Origin of the sequence: Ramlibacter sp. PS3R-8, from assembly GCF_037572435.1 — a bacterium.
GTDB lineage: Bacteria > Pseudomonadota > Gammaproteobacteria > Burkholderiales > Burkholderiaceae_C > Ramlibacter.
In genome coordinates this window covers 213,930-235,656 of sequence record NZ_JBBHGT010000001.1, presented here as the reverse complement: position 1 = coordinate 235,656, position 21,727 = coordinate 213,930, and the positions used below count along the sequence as shown (strand labels likewise).

Sequence of the window (21,727 nt, the reverse complement as noted above, 5' to 3'; positions counted from 1 at the left end):
GCGCACCTCCATGTGCCGGCCATCCTAAACGCTGCCCCGCGTGCTAGGCTGAAGCGATGAAGCGCTGCACCTTGCTGCAGTGGTCTTCCCTCGCCGCCGCCGGCCAGGCAGCGGCCCAGCCATCGCTGCTCACGCGTGCGATCCCTTCCAGCGGCGAGGCCGTGCCCCGCATCGGCCTCGGCACCTGGATCACGTTCAACGTGGGACAGGATCCGCCGGCACGCGCCCAATGCGCACAGGTGGTGCGGGCCTTCCTGGAGGGCGGCGGGCGCGTCATCGACTCCTCGCCCATGTACGGCTCCTCCCAGGGCGTGGTGGGCGATGCGCTGGCCACGCTGAAGGCGCAGGAGCGGGCCTTCTCCGCCGACAAGGTCTGGACCGGCGGCGACGGCGCCGCGCAGGTCGAAGCGTCGCGCGTGCTGTGGAAGGTGCCGCGCTTCGACCTGCTGCAGGTGCACAACCTGCTCGCCTGGGAAAAGCAGCTGCCGCTGCTGCAGCGGATGAAGGCCGAGGGCCGGCTGCGCCACGTCGGCATCACGACCTCCGAAGGCCGGCGGCACCGCGAGTTCGAGGAGCTCCTGCGCACGCAGCGGCTCGACTTCGCGCAGTTCTCGTACAACCCGGTGGACCGCGAGGCGGAGCAGCGGCTGCTCCCGCTGGCGGCGGAACGGGGCATCGCCGTGCTGGTGAACCGCCCGTTCCAGGAGGGCGCGCTGCTGCGCAAGCTGCAGCGGCATCCGCTGCCGGCGTTCGCCGCGGACATCGAATGCACCAGCTGGGCCCAACTGGTGCTGAAGTTCATCATCAGCCATCCGGCGGTCACCTGCGCGATTCCCGCGACCCGCCGCGTCGAGCACGTGCGCGAGAACCTGGCCGCGGCGCGGGGCCGCATGCCGGACGAGGCGATGCGGCGCCGCATCGCCGGCCACATCGCCGGCCTATGACGGAGTGGTGGACCTACGGGCTGTCCGACTTCCTGATGTTCTCGCCGCAGGCCTACTGGCGGCTGGTGGCGCGACACAACGAGGCCGGCTGGCCCGTACAGGTGCTCGGGCAGGCCGCCGTGCTCGCGCTCCCCCTGCTGATGGCGCGGGATGCGGCGGCGATGCGCCGCGTTGCCCTGCTCCTGCTTGCGCTGGCATGGGCCGCCGTTGGCTGGTTCTTTCATGCCAAGCTCTACGCGGAAATCTTCCTGGGCGCGCCGTGGGTGGCTGCCGCGTGCGGCGTGCAGGCGCTGCTGCTGTTGCTCGCGGCACTGGCGCCCTGGCATGGCACAACGAGCGCAGCAGTGCGCGCCTTCGGCCTCGCGCTGCTCGCGGTGGCGGCGCTTTACCCGCTGCTGGCGCCCATGACGGGCCATGCGACGCGCGAGGCGGAGGTGTTCGGCTGGATGCCGGACCCCACCGCACTTGCAACCATCGGCGCGCTGTGCGTCATGCCGATGCACGCCGGGACGCGCACCGTCCTGTGCACGCTGCCGGCGCTCTCGCTGGCCCTTGGGATGGCGACGCGCTGGCTGCTCGCCTGACCGATGCGGCGCTAGAAGCTCACGCTGTAGCGCCAGCCCTTGAAACGCAGCACCGCGGAGCTGGCGCGGATCTGCTCGAGCACCAAGCCCGGCGCAAGTTCGGCGCCTTCGGAGCGAACTTGCCCGCCCACGATCAGCATTCGCTGCGAGGGGTTCTCCGAATGCACGCCGCCGGCGATCACGAGCTTGGGCAACTCGCGCTGCACATCGGCCGGCAGCTCGGACACCGCGACGATGCGTCCCGCCGGCGCGGCGCTGGCGGGGGCGGCGGCGCCCGATGGAGCGGCGGAGGGCCCGGTGGTGGGCGCGGTGGATGGCGCGGCGGACGGGCCGGCCGCTGGCGCGGTCGAAGGCGCGGCTGCGGGCCGCGCCGCCGGCGCCATGGCGGGCGGGGCGGATGGCGCAACGGACGGCGGGGCGGCGGGCGGCGCGGATGGCGCGGCGCCTGGCGGGGCGGTATCGGACGAGGTGACGCCCGGCTGTGGCGGCGTGGGCGCCAGCCGCGCGAAGACCGGTGCCTTCACCACCACCCGCTCGTCGCTGGTCCCTGCGGGGCGCTGCGCGGTTCGTGCCGGCGCCGGGGGTGGCGGCGGCAGCACCACTGCGGCGACGGGCACCACTTCGGGGGCCGCCGGGGGAGTCACCGCAACCGGTGCCGGCTTCACCGCCTCGACGCGGGCCACGGGCGCATCGGCCCGCTGTCGATCCGGGCCCACCAGCAGGTACCCACCGGCGACGGCCACCACCACGGCCACGCCCGCCAGCACCCACGGCTCGCGCGGCGGCTGGGCATCGCGCGGCAGCACGGCGGCCGGCTGCGCATGGATGCCGCGCGAAGGATCGCGTTCGCGCTCGGCATCGGCGCGGCGCAGGGCGTCGAGGATGTAGGACATGGGTGTGCCTAAGGCTCCTGGCGCAGGCGCGGCTCGTCGACCCCGCTCGCGCGATTGAGTTGCATGATGGTCAGCGGTCCCGGATGGCCGTCGACGGGCAGGCCCTGGGCCCGCTGGAAAGCGCGGACGCGGGCCCGCAGGGCCGCGTCGAGCGCCGCGCCGGGTTGCGGGGCCTCGGCCCCCGTGGCGGACGCGAGCCGATGCGCCACCCAGTCAACGACCGGGCCCTTGTCGCCGTCGCGCGGGCTGTCGCGGTAACCCTCGGGCGCCCGCCACAAGGTGGCGAAATCGCCTTGCCAGCGCTGCGCCAGCGCAGCGAGCGTCACGGTCTGCTCCGTGCCCGCGGCGCGCAAGGTCGCGGTCTGGTCCGTCAGCGCCGAAAGGATGGCGTAGGAAGGCTGGCCGGTGCCGGCGTCGAGCGTCACGATGCCGGGCCGGGCCAGCTGCCGGATCACCGACAGGTCGAGCGGCTTCGCGAAACACTGCACCCGCTCGCGCGCCAGCAGGTCGCACGGGCGGCCGTCGGCGACCGGCAGCTTCCAAGCCTGCGCCAGTTCGCGCCAGGCCTGCTGCTCGTCGCGCAGCAACACCGGCGCGGTGGCGGTCTTGATGGTGGCCGGCGCGGCGGCGGGCGGCGTGGGCACCGCGACGCGCAGCGGCTGCGCCACGGCGGCCGGCGGCGCTTTCAGGGTGGCGCGCTCGGCGACGACGCCCATGTGCTCCACCCCGCGCGTCGCCGCGAACAGCAGGCCGGCGCCGGCCAGCACGCCGACGCTGCCCGCCAGGGCCATGCGCGGCCAGCCAGCCGGTGCGCGCGCCTCGCGCGGGAACACTTCGGCCACCGACTGGTCGATGGTGCGGCGGGTCACCTGCGCCTCGCCGTTGCCATACGCGCCGAGCAGCGCGCGGTCGCACAGCAGGTTGATGCGGCGCGGCACCCCTCCCGTGGCGGCATGCACGCGGGCCAGCGAGCGCCGGTCGAACGGCAACGGCCCCTGCAGGCCGCACACTTCCATGCGGTGGCGCACGTACTGCGAGGTTTCGCCTTCGCGCAGCGCCTGCAGGTGGTAGCGCGCGATGACGCGCTGCGCCAGCTGCTCCAGTTCCGGGCGGGCGAGCATCGTGCGCAGTTCCGGCTGGCCGATCAGGATGATCTGCAGCAGCTTGCGCTCGCTGGTCTCCAGGTTGGTCAGCAGCCGCAACTGCTCCAGCACCTCGGCCGACAGGTTCTGCGCCTCGTCGATCACCAGCACGCTGCTGCGGCCGGCGGCGTGCGCCTGCAGCAGGAAGGCGTTCAGCGGATCGAGGGAGTCCTTCACCGTGGCCGGCCGGTGGGTCGGCAGCTGCACCGCGATGCCGAATTCGTGGCACACGGTCTCCAGCAGTTCCAGCACGGTGAGCTTCGGATTGAAGATGTAGGCCAGGTTGACGTGGTCCGGCACCTGGTCCAGGAAGGAGCGGCACACGGTGGTCTTGCCGGTGCCGATCTCGCCGGTCAGCAGCACGAAGCCGCCGCCGCCCTGCACCCCGTACAGCAGGTGCGCCAGGGCCTCGCGGTGCTGCTCGCTCAGGAACAGCAGGCGCGGGTCCGGGGCGATGGAGAACGGCTCCTGTTTCAGCCCGAAATACGCGGCATACATGGCGCCAAGCATACAGGCCGCATGTAACCCGGTGACACACGACAGCCCTGGCGGACCGCTGGCTGTGCACCAATTGGCGGCGGCCCGCTGCCGAGCAACCGGTTGTCCCTGCGCCCCCGCCGCCCGGCGTCCGCTCTGTACGGAACCGGGCATAGGAGGACAATGCCGCCACCCCCCAACAACAGCGCATCGCGCCGGTTTCCGTGTCCGCCGCCCTGGACTTTGCATTCCCGCTCCTGATCGTGACGGTCGCGCTCGCGGTCGCCTTCGTCCTGTGGCGGCTGCGCGTGGCGTTCGCGAAGCGGGTGGCCCGCCGGCGCACGGCCGGCTACCAGTTGATGGACTGCCTGAAGGCGTACACGGTGTGGGTCGACTGGCAGCGCGACGAGCCGCTGATGCATGCCAAGGCCGACGCGCTGACGGTGCCGCCGCCGCTGGAACAGGCCGTGCGCATCAAGGACGCGCATTTCCCCGAACTGTCACCCTTGATGCTCAAGCTGCTGCAAACGCACCGCGAGTTGATGCAGTACCTGTGGGAACAGCACATCCTGCGGCTGACGCACGCCGGGCTGCCGCCGCACTACGCGGACCCGCGCTACCACCAGCTGCGCGACACCCAGGATGCCGCGCTGGACAGCCTGTTCATGCGCTGCCGCCAGCTGATCGGCGACGACGGCAGCGAATGGAAGCGCACGCGCAGCGACTTCAGCTTCTCGGGCGACATGAACCTGCCGTCGCGGCCGTTCAACTCGCCGTGATCGCTTGGCGGGGTCGCTTCGCGAACCCGCCCTACGTGAAACGCCGCCTGGTAGGGCGGGTTCGCGAAGCGACCCCGCCACAAGCTCAAGCCGCCGGGAGGAAGCCTTCCACCGACAGGTAGCGCTCGCCCGTGTCGTAGTTGAACCCGAGCACCGTGGCGCCCGCCGGAATGTCCTTGAGCTTCTGCGCGATCGCGGCCAGCGTGGCGCCGGAGGAAATGCCGACCAGGATGCCCTCTTCGCGCGCCGAACGGCGCGCCATCTCGCGCGCCGGCTCGGCGTCGACCTGGATCACGCCATCGAGCAGCTCGGTGTTCATGATCTTGGGGATGAAGCCCGCGCCGATGCCCTGGATCGGGTGCGGCGACGGCTGCCCGCCCGACAGCACCGGCGAGGCCACCGGCTCCACCGCGAACACCTTCAGCTTCGGCCATTTCTGCTTGAGCACGCGCGCGCACGCCGTGATGTGGCCGCCGGTGCCGACGCCGGTGATCAGGTAGTCCAGGCCCTGCGGGAAGTCCTCGACGATCTCCCGCGCCGTGGTGCGCTCGTGCACCTCCACGTTGGCCTGGTTCTCGAACTGCTGCGGAATCCACGCGCCGGCGGTCTGCCCTGCCAGCTCCTGGGCCCGGGCGATCGCGCCCTTCATTCCCTTCTCGCGCGGCGTCAGGTCGAAGCTGGCGCCATAGGCGAGCATGAGGCGGCGACGCTCCACGGACATGCTGTCCGGCATCACGAGCACCAGCTTGTAGCCCTTGACGGCGGCGACCATGGCGAGGCCGATGCCGGTGTTGCCGGAGGTGGGCTCGATGATGGTGCCGCCCGGCTGGAGCTTGCCGCTGCGCTCCGCGTCTTCCACCATCGCGAGCGCGATGCGGTCCTTGATCGAGCCGCCGGGATTGGAGCGCTCCGACTTCACCCACACCTGGTGGCTGTCGCCGAACAGGCGGTTGATGCGGATGTGCGGGGTGCGGCCGATGGTGTCGAGGACGCTGTTGGCTTTCATGGGAGTCTCCTTCGCCGGTGAGGGAGCCATTCTGACGCAGGCCCGCGGCGAGCGCGCAACCGAACCCCGGTTCAGACCCAGGGCATCGCCTCCAGCACCCTGCCCCACTCGGCGTCGCTGCGCGCGGCGCACGGATCCCGCGGCGGCACCACGGCGGGCGCGCAAAGCAGCGTGCCGCCATCCCATCGCATGCTGCGGTCCGGGGTCAGCAGGATCCATCGCATCGCCGGATCCCGCCGCGCCAGCCACGCGCCCACCGTTTCAGCGACGTAATGCGTGGGCTCGTACCATGCCACCGGAACTGCTTCGCCCTTGAGCTGCAGGGGGCGGAAGGCCAGTTTCGATTTCATCTTCTGGATGTCGCGGCGCACCGCCTGCGCCATCTGCCGCAGGCGCGCGAGGTCGTGGTCTTCCAGGTGGTGCCGCAGCTCCGGCTCGTACACCAGCCGCCAGAGGGAGCGGTACAGCAAGTCGAAGCGTTGCGGATCGCGGTGCAGGACCACGAGCTCGCTCATGCGGATGAAGGACTGCGGAATGATCGCGCGGGCGGCGCGGTTGTGGATGAGGGCCCGGGTTGCATCCACGGCCTCCTTGCCCACGGTCTGCGCCGGGGCCGCGCTCCACTGCACGGTTTCCGGCGGCACCAGCTGGGCGAGCAAGCGCGTGGCTTCGCTGTGGAAACCGGCAATGTCGACCTGGTGGGACAACGGGACTTGCAAGGACGGCACGCGAATGGAATCCATCGCATTGTGACGCCGTTCGGCGGCGCGTGCGGCGGCCGAGGAACCTTTTATTCGCTCGACGGTCGCTGCCGATCAGACAGCTTCGAGGGAAGACTCCGCCAGCTCCACTGCCAGGTCGTGCCACTTCTCATCGTTCATCGCGCGCGCCTGCACGGCGTCCACCCCGGGGCCACAAAGCAGCTGATCCCCGGTCCAGAGCACGCAGCGGTCCGGGCTGGCCAGCAGCCATGCCGGCGCCGGCTGCGTGCGGGTCAGTGACTCGGCCACCACCTCGGTCACCCGATGGTGCGGATCGCACCAGGCGTAGGCGAGCGGCACGCCGGCCAGCGGAGCCAGGGCCCGCAGGCGCAGCCCATTGCGCACCTTCACGACGTCGCGCCGCACTCCCTGCGCCATGCTCTGGGCCAGCGCCATGTCCCGGTCGCCGCTGGCGCCGGCCAGCTCGGGTTCGTGCACCAGGCGCCAGAGCAGGCGGTACAACAGTGCAAAGCGGCCGGCGTCGCGGTGCAGCACCACCAGTTCGGTCAGTCGAACGAACGAGCGGGGCACGATGGAATGCAGGGCGGACGGCCGCATCGGCGTGCCTGCACCCTTGCCGTGGACCACGCAGCCGCTGGAAAGGGAAGCATCCGCATGCCAGTCGATATCCGCCGGTAAGACCTGGTGCGCAAGCAAGTCATTCGCCCGCAACCGGAAGTCGCCGACGTCGATGGGGCTGGCAAGATCGATGCGCATGGGGCAGTCTGGGCGCGCCGGACAAGCGCGACTGTAGGACCTCGCCCCGAGCAGTGCGGGTGTTTCAGGCCGCAGGCATGAGCTGGAAGCAGCGCTTCGACAGGCGCTGGACGGAGTCGCGCAGCTGCGCGTGCAGCTCCTGCAGAGCGACGGCTTCGGGCTCGCGTTGCGCTCGCCACAACCCGTGCGTCAGTTCGAAATGCCGGATCAGCACCTCGACCCAGGCCCCGGAGAGCGTGGGCAGCGCGGCGGCGTACATGCGCATCTGGTCGATTTGCGCGCTCACGCGGCGGTAGAGGTCGGGATCCAGCGGCGCCGCCAGCATGGCGACGACGGCCTCGTCGTACGCTTCCAGGGTGGCCGCCAGTTGGAACGCGATGGCGCTGAGCGCCTGGCTTTGCGGTGCGGACATTTGCCGGAGCAGTGTAAAACGATTCGGGGGGCGCGGAAGCCGGGCCTTGCAGAAACAGCTGGCCCGCGAGTCGCCGCACCCCGCCGCATAATCGCGCTGCCACGAAGGGAACGGGATGAGCGCAGCGGTCAATGCGGAAGGCAGCGAGCGGGACGCGACGGACGACGTCATCCCGAGCGACGGCGACCGGAAGGTGCCGCTGGTGGGCCTGGGCGGCTCGGCCGGCAGCATCGAGGCGTTGCAGGCCTTCTTCAACACCATGCCGGCGCGGTCCGGGCTGGCCTTCGTGGTGGTCATCCACCTGGCGCCCGACCACCACAGCATCCTGGCCGAACTGATCCAGCGCTGCACCCCCATGCGCGTGGTGAAGGTGGAGCACACGCTCACGGTCGAGCCCGACGCCGTCTATGTCATCCCGCCGGGCAAGCTGCTGCAATCGGACGGGGACGAACTCAAGCTCGTCGACATCCCGGAGGGCCGGGCGCGCCACGTGACGGTGGACATGTTCTTCCGCACGCTGGCGGACAGCCACGGCGCCCACGCGGCGGCGGTGGTCCTGTCCGGCATGGACGGCGACGGCTCCATCGGCATCAAGCGCATCAAGGAGCGCGGCGGGCTGACCGTGGCACAGGACCCGGGCCAGGCCATGCACGCCAGCATGCCGCGCACGGCGATCGACACGGGCATGGTCGACTGGGTGCTGCCGGTCCAGGACATGCCGGCGCGGCTGCTCGCGTACTTCCGGCTGGAAAGCGCCATCACCTTGCCGCCGGAGGAGCCGCCGCGGGACCCATCCGCGGCCGGTGCCGAGGAGACCGGCCTGCGTGACGTGCTGAACTTCATGCAGGCCCGCACCGGCCGTGACTTCAGTTTCTACAAGCGGGCGACGATGCTGCGCCGGCTGGCACGGCGCATGCGGGTCAACGGCGTGGACAACCTCGCGGGCTATCTCATCTGCCTGCGCACCCGGCCGGGCGAGTGCCAAGCCTTCGTGCAGGACCTGCTGATCAGCGTCACCAACTTCTTCCGCGACCCCGAGTGCTTCGCGGCCCTCGAAACCCAGATCCCGGCGCTGTTCGCCGGCAAGGGGCCGGGCGACGCCGTGCGGGTGTGGGTGGTGGCCTGCGCAACCGGCGAGGAGGCCTACAGCATCGCCATGCTGCTGAGCGAACATGCCCGCACGCTGGACGCCCCGCCGCTGGTGCAGGTGTTCGCGACGGACCTGGACGAGCGGGCGGTCCAGGTCGCGCGCGACGCCGTGTACCCGCCGGCGATCGAGGCCGACGTGAGCGAGGAGCGCCTGCGCCGCTTCTTCATGCGGGAGTCCCGCGGCTACCGCGTGCGGCGCGAACTGCGGGAGACGGTGCTGTTCGCGGCGCACGACGTGCTGCACACCTCGCCGTTCTCGCGCCAGGACATGGTGTCCTGCCGCAACCTACTGATCTACCTGAACCGCGAGGCGCAGCAGCGCGTGTTCGAGACCCTGCACTTCTCGCTGCTGCCGCATGGCAAGCTGTTCCTCGGCTCCTCCGAGTCGATGGACGAGGGCAGCCCCCTCTTCAGCGTGGTGGACAAGAAGCACCGGATCTACCAGCAACGCCCCAGCACGCGCAACGGCATTCCCTTGACGGATGCTTCCGAGACCCTGGCCAAGGCCCTGGAAAGCCAGAACCTCGTGCGGGCCCCGCTGGTCACGGGCCACGTCTTCGACATGCCGCCGGCTGCCGGCGCCGACCGGCCGCCGCGCGGCCACGACATGCCCCGCGCGCCGTCGGCGTGGAGCGAAACGCACCTGCACCTGCTGGAGCGCCTGGCGCCGCCTTCGCTGGTGGTCGACGCCGACTACGACATCGTCCATCTCTCCCCGAGCGCGGGCCGCTTCCTGCAGCTGGCCGGCGGCGCGCCGAGCCACAACCTGCTGCACGCCATGCAGGCGGACGTGCGGCTGGAATTGCGCGCCGCCCTCCTCCAGGCGGCGCAGCGCGGCGTCGAGGTGCGGATCCCCGTGGTGAACCTGGCGGTGGCGGGCGGCAACGTCGCCACCGCGATCCGGGTGGTGCCCGCGCGCGAGGTCGGGGAGACGCTGTTCGTCGTGTTGTTCGAGGTCGAGGCCGGCCCGGAGACGGCGGAAGCCCGCGCGGCGCGGCTGGAATCCGACCCGCTGGCGCGGCACCTCGACGCGGAGATCGAACGGCTGAAATCGCACCTGCGCGAGACCGTGGAGCAGTACGAGGCGTCCTCGGAGGAACTCAAGGCCAGCAACGAGGAGCTGCAGGCCATGAACGAGGAGATGCGGGCCGCGACGGAAGAACTGGAAACGAGCCGGGAGGAACTGCAGTCCATCAACGAGGAACTCGCCACCGTCAACCAGGAACTGAAGACCAAGGTCGAGCAGCTGAGCCACTCCAACAGCGACATGCAGAACCTGATGGACGCGACCCAGATCGCGACCATCTTCCTGGACCGCGAGCTGCGCATCACGCGCTTCACGCCGGCTGCGGTGCAGCTGTTCAACCTGATCCCCGGCGATATCGGCCGGCCGCTGACGGACATGGCGGCGCAGATCGACTACCCCCAGCTCGGCGCGGACGCGCGCAGGGTGCTCGGCAAGCTGGTCCCCATCGAGCGCGAAGTGGGCCACGCCGACGGCAGCTGGTTCCTGGCGCGGCTGATGCCGTACCGCACGGTGGACGACCACATCGCGGGCGTGGTGTTCACGTTCATCGACATCACCGAGCGCAAGCAGGCCGAGGAAGTGCGCATGTGGCTGTCGGCGGTGGTGACCTCCACCTCCGATGCGATCATCAGCTTCGGACTGGACGGCACCATCGTCAGCTGGAACAACGGCGCGCAGCGCCTGTTCGGCTACACGGTGGAGGAAGCCGTCGGCCGGCCGATGGCGATGCTGTCGGGTGAAGGGGCGGATGGACACGACGTCCTGATGGGCCAGCTGGGCGCCGGGCTGTCCATCAACAATTTCGAAACCGTCCGGCGGCGCAAGGACGGCAGCCAGGTCCACGTCGCCCTCACGATGTCCCCGATCCAGGACGCGGAAGGCCGCGTGCTGGCCGGCACGGTGATCGCACGCGACATCACCGCCACGCGGGCGGCCGCGGAAGCCCTGCGCCAGAGCGAGGAGCGGCTGCGGCTGATCCTGGAGAACGCGGTCGAGTACGCGATCTTCTCCACCGACCTCGAGCGGCGGGTCACCAGCTGGAACACGGGCGCGGAGCGGCTTCTCGGCTTCCGCAGCGAAGAGATGCTGGGCGATTCCGCCGACGTGATCTTCACACCGGAGGACCGTGCGGCGAGGGGGCCGGAGAAGGAAGCGGCGACGGCCCGGCGCGAGGGACGCGCGGCGGACGAGCGCTTCCACCAGCGCAAGGACGGCAGCCGCTTCCGTGGCACCGGCATCATGATGCTGATGCGCAACCAGGCCGGCGAGGCGGTGGGTTTGGTGAAGATCCTGCGCGACCTCACCCGCCCGGAGCCCGATCCGGAGTGATCCGGCAGGCCGGCGGCCGCCGATCAGTTCGAGAGGGGCCGCTGCGGCTTGGAAACCATGCGCAGGCAACTGCTGCGCAAGGCGGCGACCGAGTCCGTGTGGTGCAGGCGCGCGTGGAGCGTGTCGTCCAGCGTCACGCCGCCGTGCCCGTAATGTGCCCGCCACAACAGGTGCACCAGTTCGGCATGCGCGATCAGCAGCTCCACCCACTGCACGCGGGCTTCTGGCAACCCCGAGACAAACAGGCGGATCTGGTCGATCTGCTCGCTGACGGAGCGGTAGCGCTCCAGGTCGGGCCAGTTGGCGACCAGCTGCGTGGTGTCCGCGGCATAGCGTTCGAGCGCGTCGACCAGCTGCAGCGCGATGGCTTCGACGGCACTCTTGTCTAACGCGGACATGGATGTGACTTCACGTAGATGGCCAGTCTACGCCGCGTTTCCAGATGTGAACAGGTCCTTCCGTCCTGGCAGCGGAATTGCTAGCGCCGACGCAACGTTCAGGCGAAAAGTTCCTTGTGCTGCTCCCGCAACAGGTTTTTCTGCACTTTGCCCATCGTGTTGCGGGGCAACTCCTGGACGACGAAGCAGCGCTTGGGAATCTTGAAGTTCGCCAACTGGGACTTCAGCGACGCGATCAGCTCCTCCGGCTGCACCGCGGCCCCCGGCTTCGCGATGACGACGGCCACGCCGACCTCGCCGAAATCGCGGTGCGGCACGCCCACCACGGCGCTTTCCGCCACGCCAGGCATGTCGTTCAGGTAGCCCTCGATCTCCGCCGGGTACACGTTGTAGCCGCCGCTGATGATCAGGTCCTTGCTGCGCCCCACGATCGTGACGTAGCCACGCTCGTCCACCTTGCCGACGTCCCCGGTCTTGAACCAGCCATCCTCGGTGAATTCCTCCTTCGTCTTTTCCGGCATGCGCCAGTAGCCCTTGAAGACGTTCGGCCCTTTCACCTGGATTGCGCCGATCTCCCCGGCCGGCAGGTCCTGTCCCTGGTCGTCCCGCACCCGCACGCCAACGCCTGGCAGCGGGAAACCGACGGTGCCGCCGCGACGCTCGCCGTCCCTGGCGTCGTACGGATTGGAGGTCAACATGATGGTCTCGCTCATGCCGTAACGCTCCAGGATGGTGTGGCCCGTACGCTCCTGCCACGCCTGGAAGGTTTCCAGCAGCAGCGGCGCCGAGCCGGAGATGAACAGGCGCATGTTGCGCGCCACCACCTTGTTCAGGCGCGACTCTGCGAGCATCCGCGTGTAGAGCGTGGGCACGCCCATGAAGACCGTCGCATCCAGCATCCGCTCGATCGTCTTCTTCGGGTCGAACTTGCCGAACCAGATCATCTTGCTGCCATTGAGCAGCGCCCCGTGCAGCGCGACGAACAGGCCGTGCACGTGGAAGATGGGCAGCGCGTGGATCAGGACGTCGCCTTCCCGCCACCCCCAGTACGCCTTGAGCACCTGCGCGTTCGACAGCAGGTTGCCGTGCGTGAGCATCGCGCCCTTGCTGCGCCCCGTGGTGCCGCTGGTGTACAGGATGGCCGCGAGGTCGTCGTCGCGCCGGGCCACGGGCTCGTGCTGGTCGGAATGCCGCGCGGCGCGCTCCAGCAGCGACCCATTGCGCTCGTCGCCGAGCGTGAAGACGTGGTGCGTGCCGGCCTGGAACGCGATCTTGCTGACCCAGCCGAAGTTGGCCGGGCTGCACACCACCACCGCCGGTTCGGCGTTGCCGACGAAGTATTCGATCTCCGCCTTCTGGTAGGCGGTGTTGAGCGGCAGGAAAACGTAGCCGGCGCGCAGGGTCGCGAGGTACAGCAGCATCGCCTCGACCGACTTCTCCACCTGCACCGCGATGCGGGCGCCCTCCTCCAGTTTCAGCGACGCCAGCAGGTTGGCGATCATCGCCGTGGCGCGCTCGAGGTCGCTCCAGCTGTAGGCCAGGCCCGTGTCCGTCTCGACGGCGACGGCATCGAGGTTGGCGGGGAAGGCGGCGCGCAGCGCCGCGAACAGGTTGCGGTTGTCCATCGTCGAACGATTGTCCTAGGGAAAGCGGGGACGCCGTTTTTCGAGGAAGGCGGAGATGCCTTCGCGATGTTCGGCACTGGTTGCGTAATCGTAGGCGCGCTGCGCCAGGTCGGCGGGCAGCGCCGCGTCGGCCGGCTGGCCGGCGAGCCGGCGCAGCATGCGCTTGTTCATGCGCGCCGCCTGCGGCGCCAGTTGCGCGACGCGGCCGGCGGTGGCCTCGCATTCATCCGCCAGCAGCTCGTTGGGCACGACGCGCTGCAGGAAGCCCCGCGCCTTCATCTCGGCGGCGTCCAGGATCGCCGCTTCCAGCAGCATCTCGCGCAGCGTCGCCTCACCGGCGACGGCCGCCACCAGTTGCAATTCGCGCGGCGCCATGGGGAAGCCGAGCCGGGCGATCGGCGCGCCGAACCGCGCGGAGTTGCCGGCGATGCGGATGTCGCAGCAACTGGCGATCTCCAGCCCCGCGCCCATGCATGCGCCCTCGATCTCCGCCACGATGGGCACTTCGCAGGCCAGCATGGCGCCCAGGCCGCCCCACACCTCCTCCTCGTGGAAGAGGCGCAGCGACTCGGGATTGAAGCGGAAGGACGGGTATTCCGCGATGTCGCCGCCGGCGCAGAAGCCGCCGTTCTCGCCGCGGATCACGACGCAGCGCAACGTGCGTTCTTCCTGGATGCGCAGGAAGGCGTCGCGCAGCTCGCCCCACATGGCGCGGGACATCGCGTCGAGCTTGCCGGGGTGCGAGAGCGTCACCCGCCCCACCGACCCCAGCAATGCCAGCCGCACCTGTCCCGTCATGGCGTGCTCAGTCCGCCTTCACGTGACCCCAGCAATGCCAGCCGCACCTGTCCCGTCATGGCGTGCTCAGTCCGCCTTCACGTTCGAAGCCTTCACCACCGTGGCCCAGCGCTTGATCTCGGAGTCGATGAAGCCGGCGAACTGCTGCTGCGACAGGTTGGGGAACTCGGCGCCCTGCGCGGCCCACACGCCCTTGAGGCGCTCGGACTGGATCGCCTTGCGGATCTCTTCGGCCATGCGCTGCTGCACGTCCGCCGGCGTGCCCTTGGGCGCCCAGACACCGTACCAGGTGGTCACGGTGTAGTCGGGCAAGCCCATTTCCGCCGCGCAAGGGACATCCGGAAGCGCCGGATTGCGCGCGCTGCCCGCCACCATCAGAGCCTTGATGCGGCCGCCCTTGATGTGGGCGGCCGAGGAGCCGAGGCCGTCGAACATGAGGTCCGCGCTGCCCGTGATCAGGTCCTGCAGCGCGGGGCCCGCGCCGCGGTAAGGGATGTGGGTGATGAAAGTCCTGGTCTGCAGCTTGAACAGCTCGCCCGCGAGGTGGTGCGAAGTGCCATTGCCGGCCGAGGCGTAGTTGTACTTGCCCGGGTTGGCCTTCACCATGGCGAGGAATTCCTTGAAGTCCTTCGCCGGGATGCGCGTGGGGTTGACCACGATCACCTGCGGGACGCGCGCCACCAGCGAGATCGGGACCAGGTCCTTCTGCAGGTCGTAGTCCAGCTTGGGATAGATCGACGGTGCGATGGTGTGGTGCACCGCGCCCATGAAGAAGTTGTACCCATCCGGCGCAGCGCGCGCGGCCAGGGTGGCGCCCACGGTGCCGCCGGCGCCGCCCTTGTTGTCGATCACCAGCTGCTGCTTGGTCTGCTCGGCGAACTGCGCCGACAGCGGTCGCGCGAAGGCGTCGGTGCCGCCGCCTGCGGGGAAGGGCACGATGATCTGGACCGGCTTGGCCGGCCAGGCGGACGACTGCGCATGGACGAAGGGAACGGCTGCGGCGGCAGCGCCGGCCGCGGCCACGCGCAGGACGTCGCGCCGGGTGGGGCGGGAGGAATGCATGTCTTTGTGTCTCCTTTGGTTTTCTGGACTGCCGGGGGAAGCGCTAACGGTACAGGTCCTCGATGGCCGCAGCCATGGGGATTACTCCCTGCGACAGCGTGGCGCGATGCTTGTCCAGCCGCTTCGGATCGTACAGATAGTTCACCATGAGCCCGAAGGACTGCTTGAGGCCTTTCGGGGACGGATCGCCCGCCCAGTTGAGGCGCTCGACGCGCGCCCCGTTGCCGAGGTGGAATCGCGCCACCGGGTCGAGGGGCTTGCCGTCCTGCAGCTCCCGGCCGAGGTAGCGGGCGGCCCAGGACAGCAGCTCCTGGCGCTGCGGCGCCTTGGCGTCGAGCTCCAGCGGCTTTTCCCAGCTCGCGAGCTTGTCGGCCGGCGCGTGCCTGGCCAGCCAGGCGCGGAAGCCGGGGATCGGCGACAGGGTCGCGAACGTCTTGAGCCTGGGGAATTCGGCCTTGAGCGTCTCGACCACGTGCTTGATGAGCGAGTCACCGAAGCTGACGCCGCGCAAGCCGGCTTGCGTGTTGCTGATGGAATAGAAGATGGCGGTGGTTGCCTTGTCCATGTCCGAAACGGCCGCCGACTCGTCGAGCAGCGGGGTGATGCAGTCGGACATGCTGTCCGTCAGCGCCACCTCGACGAAGATCAGCGGTTCGCCGTCCAGGCGCGGGTGGAAGAAGCCATAGCAGCGGCGGTCGCTGTCCAGCCGGTTCTTCAGGTCGCTCCAGCTGCGGATGTCGTGGACCGCCTCGTACTTGATCAGCTTTTCCAGCAGCGACGCCGGCGAGTCCCAGCTCAGCCGCCGCAGCTCGAGGAAGCCCACGTCGAACCAGGTCGAGAACAGCGTCTCGAGCTCCGCGTCCAGCGGCAGCAGGCGCTTGTCGCCGCGCAGGTGCGGCAGCAGCTCGGCACGCAGGTCCACCAGGAAGCGCATCCCGGCGGGAAAAGCGGCAAAGCGCTGCAGCAGCCGGGTGCGGGCGGAGACCAGCGCGCGGCGCAGGCGGATTTCGGCCGCGCCCTCTTCCGGCGTGCCCTGCACCGCTTCGTAATGCTCGCGCGCGGAATGGATCTTCTTCGGGTCCGCGCCGAATTGCTCGCTCATCAGCAGCCAGGCATCGCGGCGCTGTTCCGCCGGGGCGCCTGCGTACCAGTCGGCGAAGGCGCGGGCGCGCCGGCCGCCCTCCACCTCGCTGGCCCGCGGGTCGACGATGGCCTGCAGTTCCGCCAGCGTGCGGCGCAGCACCCGGGGGGACAGCGCCTCCGTGTCCTTGCGCCAGGTCGCCGCCAGGCGCTCGCGCGTGGACCGTGGCGGTGCCTTGGCCGGAGCGGTGATTTCGGTCATGCCAACCTCGAACGCTGGGCGCGCGCCAGCTCGCGCAGGGCTTCGCGCTGGCGTTGCAGGTGGGTGCGCATGGCGGCCTCCGCGCCGTCGGCATCGCGAGCCTTCAGCGCGGCGAACACGGCCAGGTGTTCCGAGAGGCTCTGGTCCAGCCGCCCGGGCGCGTGCAGCTGCTGCAGGCGGGCCAGCCGCAGGATCTTGCGCAGGTCGGCGATCACGCTGGCCAGCCAGCGGTTGTCGGCCAGCCGGATGATCGCCTCGTGGATGGCGAAGTTGGCTTCGTAGTACTCGTTGATGCGGCGCGCCCTGGCGTGCTTCGCCAGTTTCTGGTGCAGCACCTCCAGCGTCTGCAGGTCGGCGTCGGACGCATGCTGCGCGGCCTCGTAGGCACAGCGCCCTTCGAGCAGCCCGATCACGGGGAAGATCTCGTCCAGGTCCTGCTCCGTCACCTCGTTGACGAAGCAGCCGCGGCGCGGCTCGTGGCGGACCAGCCCTTCCGCGGTGAGCACCTTGAGCGCCTCGCGCAGCGGCGTGCGCGAGATGCTCATCTCCTCGGCGAGCCGGACCTCGTCGAGGAAGGTGCCGGGGGGCAGCGCGCCCGCGAAGATGCGCTCGCGCAGCTGCGCAGCCACGTCGTCGTGCAGGGAGCTCTGGACCACTCGCATGTTGGCGCCGCCGTAATTTCCTGTAATTACGGATAATTATGCATGGAGCGGCGGGGTGTGTCGAGTGCACAGAAAAAGACGGACAGCCGGACGCAGAAGACGCGGAAGTTGCGCAGAAGACGCAAAAGGACATCCAGAAGGCTTTGTTTTTTTCTGCGCCTTCTGCGTAACTTCTGCGCCTTCTGCGTCCTGTACCCGCTCCCGCTTTCCAGCCTCAGCGAGCCGCGGTCCGGTTCGGCCGCACCGGAACGTCCCGGGTCTCCGCCCAGACCCACAGCAGCACGCCGCCCAGGATCATCGGGATGCACAGCCACTGGCCCATGCTCATCTTGAAGGCCAGGATGCCCAGGTGCGCATCGGGCTCGCGGAAGTACTCCGCCGTGAACCGCGTCACGCCATAACCGATCAGGAACATGGCCGACACCTGCGCTTCCTTGCGCTGCCTGCGGGCATACAGCCACAGCAGGACGAACAGCACCAGGCCCTCCAGCAGCAGTTCGTAAAGCTGCGACGGATGGCGCGGGATGGCGGTGCCGCTCTGCGGAAAGACCATCGCCCACGGCAGGTCCGGGTCCGCCGCGCGGCCCCACAGCTCGCCGTTGATGAAATTGCCCAGGCGGCCCGCTGCCAGCCCCAATGGGACGCAGGGCGCGATGAAATCCATCACCTGCCAGAACGGCTTGCCGCGGCTGCGCGCGTACCAGACCTGCGACAGGATCACCCCGATCAGCCCGCCGTGGAAACTCATGCCGCCCTGCCAGACGAAGAAGATTTCCAGCGGATGCTGCAGGTAGTAGCCCGGCTTGTAGAACAGGCAGTAGCCCAGGCGGCCGCCCAGCACCACGCCGAGCACGCCGACGAACAGCATGTCCTCGATGTCCTTGCGGCTCCACGCACCGGGGCCATCCCCATGGAGCGAACGGAAGGGCTCGTGCCGCAGCCGCAGGTGCGCCAGGGCGATGAACAAGCCGAAGGCCAGCAGGTAGGTCAGGCCATACCAGTGGATGGCGACGGGCCCGATCTGCAGCGCGACGGGATCGATCTTGGGGTGAATCAGCATGGGCGGATATTGTGGCGCACGTCAGGCGTGCGCACGGACGCAGGCGATGAACCTCTCCAGCGCGGGCGAGGCGCGGGACCACACAAGGCTGGTCTCGCAGCCCGGAACGCCCGCGGCCTGCCTGCCGCCGAGCTGGCGGTAGGTGACGCCGTCGCGCTGGAACTGGCGCACGCTGTCCGGCACCCACGCCAGCCCCAGCCCGGCTGCCACCAGGTTGACGATGGTCTGCATCTGGATCGCCTCCTGCGCGATGCGGGGCTCGTGCCCGCCGGCGTGGTACATGCCGAGGATGGCATCGTGCAGCGAAGGCACCACCCGGCGCGGAAACAGGACCAGCGGCTCGGCGAGGGCGGCCGCCAGCGACAGCCGGGTCGCGCTGGCGAGCGCATGGGACTCCGGCAACGCCAGCACCAGCGGCTCGCGCGCCACGCGCAGGTGGGACAGGCCGGCGGGCGCGAAGTGCGGCGAGTGCAGCATGCAGCCAGCATCGACGTCGCCGCGTTCCAGCGCCTGCAACTGCACGTCACCCGTGGCCTCCACCAGCTCCAGTTGCACCTGCGGATACTGGCCGCGGAAGGCGCGCACCCACTGCGGCAGCAGCGAGAACCCGACGGTGGAAACGAAGGCGATGCGCAGGCGGCCGAGCGCGCCGCCGGCTGCGGCACGCGCCTGGGGAGGCAGCGCCGCGGCGCGCGCCAGCAGTTCGCGGGCCTGCGGCACCAGGACCTCCCCTGCGGCCGTGAGCTGGACGCTGCGCTTGGTGCGATCGAACACACGCACGCCGATCAGCCTTTCCAGCTGCGCGATCGCCTGGGTCAGCGGGGGCTGCGTCATGTGCAGCCGCCGGGCCGCGCGGCCGAAATGCAGCTCTTCGGCCACGGCCAGGAACTGGCGCCACAACCGCAGTTCGACGAGAGATTCACTCATACGCCGCGCATATTACTGCGGCGGGAATGAAGGATTGGAAAGAATCACTGCGCCGGCGCATACTCCGGCCCTTCCCCGCCACGCCCCACCGAGACCATGGACAAGAAGACCATCCCCATCCAGCCGCTGCGCAGCTCCAACATCACCGAGGGCAAGTCCCGCGCTCCCAACCGCTCCATGTACTACGGCATGGGCTACAAGGAGACGGACTTCGGCAAGCCCATGGTCGGCGTGGCCAACGGCCACAGCACCATCACGCCGTGCAACAGCGGCCTGCAGAAACTGGCGGACGCGGCGGTGCAGGGCATCGAGGAGGCCGGCGGCAACGCGCAGATCTTCGGCACGCCCACGATCAGCGACGGCATGGCCATGGGCACCGAAGGCATGAAGTATTCGCTGGTCAGCCGCGAGGTCATCTCCGACTGCATCGAGACCTGCGTGCAGGGCCAGTGGATGGACGGCGTGCTGGTGGTCGGCGGCTGCGACAAGAACATGCCCGGCGGCATGATGGGCATGCTGCGCGCCAACGTTCCGGCCATCTACGTCTATGGCGGCACGATCCTGCCGGGCAAGTGGCGCGGCCAGGACCTGAACATCGTCAGCGTGTTCGAGGCGGTGGGCCAGAACGCCGCCGGCAAGATCAGCGACGCCGACCTGCGCGAGATCGAGCAGGCCGCGATTCCCGGCACCGGTTCCTGCGGCGGCATGTACACCGCCAACACCATGTCGTCCGCCTTCGAGGCGCTCGGCCTGTCCCTGCCCTATTCCTCCACCATGGCGAATCCGCACGACGAGAAGCAGAACTCGGCGAAGGAATCGGCCAAGGTGCTGATGGAGGCCATCCGGAAGGACATCAAGCCGCGCGACATCGTCACGCGCAAGGCGCTGGAGAACGCGGTGGCGGTGATCATGGCCACCGGTGGCTCCACCAACGCGGTGCTGCACTTCCTGGCCATCGCCCACGCGGCGGAGGTGGAGTGGACCATCGACGACTTCGAGCGCATCCGCAAGCGCACGCCCGTCCTGTGCGACCTCAAGCCCTCCGGCAAGTACCTGGCGGTGGACCTGCACGAAGCGGGCGGCATCCCGCAGGTGATGAAGATCCTGCTGGAGGCCGGCCTGTTGCACGGCGACTGCATGACGATCACCGGCAAGACCATCGCCGAGACGCTCGCGGACATTCCCGCGCAGCCCAAGGCCGGGCAGGACGTGATCCGGCCGATCGGACAACCCATGTACAAGCAAGGGCACCTGGCCATCCTGAAAGGCAACTTGTCACCGGAAGGTGCGGTCGCCAAGATCACCGGCCTGAAGAACCCGGTGATGACCGGCCCCGCCCGCGTGTTCGATGACGAGCAGTCGGCGTTGCAGGCGATCCTGGCGGGCAAGGTCAAGGCCGGCGACGTGATGGTGCTGCGCTACCTGGGTCCCAAGGGCGGCCCCGGCATGCCCGAGATGCTGGCGCCGACCGGCGCGCTGATCGGCGCGGGCCTGGGCGAGAGCGTCGGCCTGATCACGGACGGCCGCTTCTCGGGCGGCACCTGGGGCATGGTCGTGGGCCACGTGGCGCCGGAAGCGGCGGCGGGAGGCACGATCGCCTTCGTGAAGGAAGGCGACTCGATCACCATCGACTCGCACCAGCTCAAGCTGCAGTTGAACGTGGACGACGCGGAGATCGCGAAGCGCCGCGCCGGCTGGACGGCGCCCGCACCGCGCTACACGCGCGGGGTGCAGGCGAAGTTCGCGTTCAATGCGAGCAGCGCGAGCAAGGGCGCGGTGCTGGACCTCTATTGAGGGGGTGGCCGGGGTCCGCTTTGCGGAACCCGGCCTACGGGCAGTCGTGTGGCGCCGTGTGGCCGAGTCGTCGTGCAGGCCGGGTTCGGCGCAGCCGACCCCGGCGTCAGCCGACCTACTTGCGCTTCTTGATGCCCAGCCCGAGCGCTTCGCGGCTCTTGTCGATGCGCGCCTGCTTGCGCACGTTCTCGCGGTCCATCGCCCTCTTCTTGGTGTAGCCGGACCAGTCGGCCCACGTCCACCAGGCCACCGCCACCGCGAAGGGCGACAGCACGATCCACCAGGACCATTCGGCCACGGCCCCGAACTCGAGGTACTTCAAGGCCAGCAGGATGATGCCCAAGCCCAGGAACAGCATGCGCCCTCCGATTGTTTCGATGCGATGAACACGACGCGGCAGCGTCAACGCCGGTCCGTACAATGGCGTTGAAGAAATGTACCCGAACCGAGAGGATGCCCTTGATGAAACGAGCCCTGTTCGCACTGGCCGCGCTGGTTGCAGTCTGCGCGCCCGCGCTGGCGGACCAGGCGCTGGCCCATGCCAAGAATTGCATGACCTGCCACGCCATGGACCGCAAGCTGGTCGGCCCCGCCTACAAGGAGGTCGCGCTCAAGTACGCCGGGCAGAAGGAAGCCGTCAACAAGCTGGCCGTCAAGATCCAGAAGGGCGGCGCCGGCGTCTGGGGTCCCGTGCCGATGCCCGCCAATCCGCAGGTGAACGAAGCCGAGGCGAAGAAGCTTGCGGCGTGGGTGATGTCGATTAAATAAGCCCACCCCGGCAATGAAAAGGCCTGCTTGCGCAGGCCTTTTGCTTTGGCGGGGTCGCTGTCGCGAACCCG

General features: G+C 69.4%; 21 protein-coding genes. 6 read left to right on the top strand and 15 right to left on the bottom strand.

Annotated elements, in window-relative coordinates; translation table 11 throughout:
* Positions 1-56: 56 nt before the first annotated feature.
* Both WG902_RS01130 and WG902_RS01125 read left to right on the top strand, forming a co-directional pair.
* Complete coding sequence (locus WG902_RS01130) at positions 57-944, top strand: aldo/keto reductase (protein ID WP_340058039.1); 888 nt, start codon at positions 57-59, stop codon at positions 942-944.
* Positions 941-1,528, top strand: a complete 588-nt coding sequence (locus tag WG902_RS01125) for a DUF6064 family protein (protein WP_340058038.1) — start codon at positions 941-943, stop codon at positions 1,526-1,528. Before WG902_RS01130 ends, WG902_RS01125 begins: the two co-directional genes overlap by 4 nt.
* An 11-nt stretch (positions 1,529-1,539) precedes the next feature.
* Here the strand turns inward: WG902_RS01125 and WG902_RS01120 are convergent, their stop codons facing one another.
* Positions 1,540-2,421 carry a general secretion pathway protein GspB gene (locus WG902_RS01120; RefSeq protein ID WP_340058037.1) on the bottom strand — a complete coding sequence of 294 codons (882 nt, stop codon included), beginning with the start codon at positions 2,419-2,421 and terminating at the stop codon, positions 1,540-1,542.
* A gap of 8 nt (positions 2,422-2,429) precedes the next feature.
* Positions 2,430-4,061, bottom strand: coding sequence for an AAA family ATPase (locus WG902_RS01115; RefSeq protein WP_340058036.1), 1,632 nt, complete (start codon positions 4,059-4,061; stop codon positions 2,430-2,432).
* Between the two features lie 203 nt (positions 4,062-4,264).
* On the opposite strand from WG902_RS01115, the gene WG902_RS01110 reads away from it, so the two are divergent.
* Complete coding sequence (locus WG902_RS01110; RefSeq protein WP_340058035.1) at positions 4,265-4,819, top strand: hypothetical protein; 555 nt, start codon at positions 4,265-4,267, stop codon at positions 4,817-4,819.
* An 85-nt stretch (positions 4,820-4,904) separates the two neighbouring features.
* On the opposite strand, the gene cysK is transcribed toward WG902_RS01110, so the two are convergent.
* The 4 genes from cysK to WG902_RS01090 form a co-directional block, all read right to left on the bottom strand.
* Positions 4,905-5,825, bottom strand: coding sequence for a cysteine synthase A (gene cysK, locus WG902_RS01105; protein WP_340058034.1), 921 nt, complete (start codon positions 5,823-5,825; stop codon positions 4,905-4,907).
* A gap of 71 nt (positions 5,826-5,896) precedes the next feature.
* Positions 5,897-6,568, bottom strand: coding sequence for a DUF4130 domain-containing protein (locus WG902_RS01100; protein ID WP_340058033.1), 672 nt, complete (start codon positions 6,566-6,568; stop codon positions 5,897-5,899).
* A gap of 72 nt (positions 6,569-6,640) precedes the next feature.
* Positions 6,641-7,303: a DUF4130 domain-containing protein gene (locus WG902_RS01095; protein WP_340058032.1), complete on the bottom strand. Its 663-nt coding sequence runs from the start codon at positions 7,301-7,303 to the stop codon at positions 6,641-6,643.
* Positions 7,304-7,367: 64 nt separating this feature from the next.
* Positions 7,368-7,715 (bottom strand): hypothetical protein, encoded by a 348-nt coding sequence (locus tag WG902_RS01090; RefSeq protein ID WP_340058031.1) that lies wholly within the window; start codon positions 7,713-7,715, stop codon positions 7,368-7,370.
* Between the two features lie 115 nt (positions 7,716-7,830).
* On the opposite strand from WG902_RS01090, the gene WG902_RS01085 reads away from it, so the two are divergent.
* Positions 7,831-11,220, top strand: coding sequence for a CheR family methyltransferase (locus WG902_RS01085; RefSeq protein WP_340058030.1), 3,390 nt, complete (start codon positions 7,831-7,833; stop codon positions 11,218-11,220).
* 23 nt (positions 11,221-11,243) lie between these two features.
* Here the strand turns inward: WG902_RS01085 and WG902_RS01080 are convergent, their stop codons facing one another.
* The 8 genes from WG902_RS01080 to WG902_RS01045 form a co-directional block, all read right to left on the bottom strand.
* Positions 11,244-11,618, bottom strand: a complete 375-nt coding sequence (locus WG902_RS01080) for a hypothetical protein (RefSeq protein ID WP_340058028.1) — start codon at positions 11,616-11,618, stop codon at positions 11,244-11,246.
* Between the two features lie 98 nt (positions 11,619-11,716).
* Positions 11,717-13,243, bottom strand: a complete 1,527-nt coding sequence (locus tag WG902_RS01075; RefSeq protein WP_340058027.1) for a malonate--CoA ligase — start codon at positions 13,241-13,243, stop codon at positions 11,717-11,719.
* A gap of 15 nt (positions 13,244-13,258) precedes the next feature.
* Positions 13,259-14,041: an enoyl-CoA hydratase/isomerase family protein gene (locus WG902_RS01070; protein WP_340058026.1), complete on the bottom strand. Its 783-nt coding sequence runs from the start codon at positions 14,039-14,041 to the stop codon at positions 13,259-13,261.
* Positions 14,042-14,107: 66 nt separating this feature from the next.
* A complete protein-coding gene (locus WG902_RS01065; protein ID WP_340058025.1) occupies positions 14,108-15,103 on the bottom strand; it encodes a Bug family tripartite tricarboxylate transporter substrate binding protein in 996 nt (331 codons plus the stop codon).
* A 43-nt stretch (positions 15,104-15,146) separates the two neighbouring features.
* Positions 15,147-16,445 carry a malonyl-CoA decarboxylase gene (locus tag WG902_RS01060; RefSeq protein ID WP_340058024.1) on the bottom strand — a complete coding sequence of 433 codons (1,299 nt, stop codon included), beginning with the start codon at positions 16,443-16,445 and terminating at the stop codon, positions 15,147-15,149.
* A complete protein-coding gene (locus WG902_RS01055) occupies positions 16,442-17,107 on the bottom strand; it encodes a GntR family transcriptional regulator (RefSeq protein WP_340058023.1) in 666 nt (221 codons plus the stop codon). Before WG902_RS01055 ends, WG902_RS01060 begins: the two co-directional genes overlap by 4 nt.
* A gap of 214 nt (positions 17,108-17,321) precedes the next feature.
* Positions 17,322-18,167: a prolipoprotein diacylglyceryl transferase gene (gene lgt, locus WG902_RS01050; RefSeq protein ID WP_340058022.1), complete on the bottom strand. Its 846-nt coding sequence runs from the start codon at positions 18,165-18,167 to the stop codon at positions 17,322-17,324.
* 21 nt (positions 18,168-18,188) lie between these two features.
* On the bottom strand, positions 18,189-19,094 hold the full coding sequence (locus WG902_RS01045) for a LysR family transcriptional regulator (RefSeq protein WP_340058021.1): 906 nt from the start codon (positions 19,092-19,094) through the stop codon (positions 18,189-18,191).
* Positions 19,095-19,190: 96 nt separating this feature from the next.
* Between WG902_RS01045 and ilvD the strand changes: the two genes are divergently transcribed.
* Positions 19,191-20,888 carry a dihydroxy-acid dehydratase gene (gene ilvD, locus WG902_RS01040; protein WP_340058020.1) on the top strand — a complete coding sequence of 566 codons (1,698 nt, stop codon included), beginning with the start codon at positions 19,191-19,193 and terminating at the stop codon, positions 20,886-20,888.
* Positions 20,889-21,003: 115 nt separating this feature from the next.
* Here ilvD and WG902_RS01035 read toward each other — a convergent pair whose 3' ends face one another.
* Positions 21,004-21,246 carry a TIGR04438 family Trp-rich protein gene (locus tag WG902_RS01035; RefSeq protein ID WP_340058019.1) on the bottom strand — a complete coding sequence of 81 codons (243 nt, stop codon included), beginning with the start codon at positions 21,244-21,246 and terminating at the stop codon, positions 21,004-21,006.
* A gap of 104 nt (positions 21,247-21,350) precedes the next feature.
* On the opposite strand from WG902_RS01035, the gene WG902_RS01030 reads away from it, so the two are divergent.
* Positions 21,351-21,656, top strand: a complete 306-nt coding sequence (locus WG902_RS01030) for a c-type cytochrome (protein WP_340058018.1) — start codon at positions 21,351-21,353, stop codon at positions 21,654-21,656.
* Positions 21,657-21,727: the final 71 nt, after the last annotated feature.